The 2,162-nt window shown below is 60.8% G+C and carries 1 protein-coding gene and 2 pseudogenes; 1 reads left to right on the top strand and 2 read right to left on the bottom strand.

The features are described 5' to 3' along the window. The coding region (locus BMI01S_RS44410; protein WP_218002773.1) for a group II intron maturase-specific domain-containing protein at window positions 1-79 on the bottom strand (79 nt) is incomplete at its 3' end. Between BMI01S_RS44410 and BMI01S_RS44505 the strand changes: the two are divergent. Further along, a pseudogene (locus BMI01S_RS44505) lies at window positions 63-671 on the top strand (transposase); the annotation flags it as partial. The gene BMI01S_RS44410 and the pseudogene BMI01S_RS44505 sit on opposite strands and share 17 nt — an antisense overlap. A gap of 273 nt (window positions 672-944) precedes the next feature. Here the strand turns inward: BMI01S_RS44505 and BMI01S_RS37055 are convergent. After that, window positions 945-1,959, bottom strand: a pseudogene (locus BMI01S_RS37055) (IS110 family RNA-guided transposase). Window positions 1,960-2,162: the final 203 nt, after the last annotated feature.

A 2,162-nucleotide genomic window follows, 5' to 3' on the forward strand; every position in this document is an offset into this window, starting at 1 on the left:
CGATTGAGGAGAAGGTCACTTTCGACATGACGTGACGATGATATTGGGCCCATCCCCGGATCCTGCGGCCCGAGCGAATCGGTGGCCGCGCGTGGGCTCACTGGTGGGCGCAGCATACCGAGCAGCTGTTGCCAGCCCTGCGCGCTGGGATCGAACGCGAATTCGAACGGCTGTTGCTCGCTGCCAGGCAGATCAGGGCACTCGAGGTATAGCAGCAGCGCGAGATGCGCAGCGGCGCGCAACCCGCGATTGCGCAGCTCGCGCGCCTTGCGGGTATCGGCACCGGCAGTGCCTGGGTCCTGATCAGGGAACTGTTTGGTTGGCGGCAGTTTCACAACCGCCGTGAAGTGGCCGGCTGCCTGGGCCTGGCCTCGACGCCCAATGCCAGCGGCACCAGTGAAGTTGAGCAGGGCATCAGCAAGATCGGCAACAAGCGAGCCCGATGGCTGATGGTGAAACTGGCGTGGAGCTGGTTGCGCTTCCAGCGCAGCAGCCAGCTAAGCGACTGGTTCAACGAGCGCTTTCCAGGCGGCGGCGAGCGTATGCGACGCATCGGCATTGTGGCACTTGCTTGACGTCTGGCGCTCGCGCTATGGCGCTATCTGGAATTCGGCGAGATTCTCCTCGGGGCAACCCTCAAGCCCCCTGCGAAGAAGGTGACAGCGACCTGAGTAGCTAACGTCGAGCGGCAACAGCGTTCGTGTAAGCGGGCTACCTTCGCTGGTAACCGTAGCAGCACGCTTATGTCCGGCCCGTTTTCGCAGGTCGTTATGCGCCTGCAGGCCCTAATGGAATTCGCTGGCGAGGTCCTCATCTGCAAATCGAACACAATGGTTCATCTTCCCTATCGGGTTTTCCTCGCCCCGGTCCAACCTGTTAGCCATCATGCAGCACTTGCTTGCGCTCCTTGAGGAAGGTTTCAGGAACCCGTCATAACATGAAGTCTACGCAGCAGCGGGCGGTGAAGCCTGATAGCCCTGCGTTCGGGCAAGTACCGCCCAGATGGTTCGTGCCAGTTTGTTGGCGACAGCGGCAACGGCGACATTAAACGGTCTGCGCTTGAGCAGGCCGTCAATCCATGCCGATCGTGTGCCTTGGATGATGACCGAGCGGGTGCCGTGCATTACCAGTGTGCGCAAATAGGTGTCGCCGCGTTTGCTCAGGCCCATCTGTCGTACCCGTCCACCCGTTCCCGTTTGCCTCGGCACCAGACCCAGCCAGGCGGCAAACTCACGGCCGGATTTGAACGTTCGCGCATCGCCTATAGATGCAACCGTCGCGGTGGCCGTGAGAAGGCCAACGCCAGGGATATCGGCGACCTTCTGGCAGTCCCCGTTGTTACGAAAGGCGGTAGCGAGCCGACGCTCAAGCACGGCGATTTCCTTGTCGGTGGCCTGAACGCGATTCCATTGCTCACGCAGGCTGTCGATCAGGATTGCTTGCAGACGTTCAGCGACGCCTGCAAGCGTGGCAGGGAATGCTTTGGTGAAGGCCCGATAGCTCTCGGGCAGTGCTTCGCCGAACTCGTACAGCAGACCGCGCAACGCGTTGGTTTGCATGATGCGGAACTTCATGAGTTGGGCACGCATCGCGATGTATCGCGAGGATGGCTTGCTGATCTTCACTCTTGATAGCAACAAAGCGCGCGTCCGGCTGCTGCGCCGCTGTGCAGATGGCTCGGGCATCGGCCGCGTCGGTCTTGTTACGCAACACAAACGGCCGCACCGACCGGGCGGAGATGAGCCTCGCATCATGACCGAGCTGCTGCAGCCGTCTCGCCCAGTCGTGTGCGCTGCCACACGCTTCCATCACAACAATCGAAGGTGAGCGCCTGGCGAAGAACTCGAGAACCTGTGCACGCTTTAGCTTGAGTCTTTCGATCTGGCCGCTCTGAGGGTCGAGTGCATGAAGCTGGAATACCTGCTTGGCAATGTCCATTCCGATAAGGGTGGGTTTCATTTCCGGTTCTCCTTGACGCACGGTTTACGGGCACCCTTACTTTGGCACACGCAGACCGACGCGTGCCAAGTCTCCCGCGCCCGGGTCGTCACTTCCACGACGGCCCGTTTCCGGGGGGAGGCGTCCATACCATCTGCACAACATGTTTTCAGAGCGCCGATCTTTTTCACGTTGGGCGTATCGGCCGCAGAGTCTGCCAGCAG

This window comes from Paraburkholderia mimosarum LMG 23256 = NBRC 106338, assembly GCF_000739815.1.
GTDB classification, from domain to species: Bacteria; Pseudomonadota; Gammaproteobacteria; order Burkholderiales; family Burkholderiaceae; genus Paraburkholderia; species Paraburkholderia mimosarum.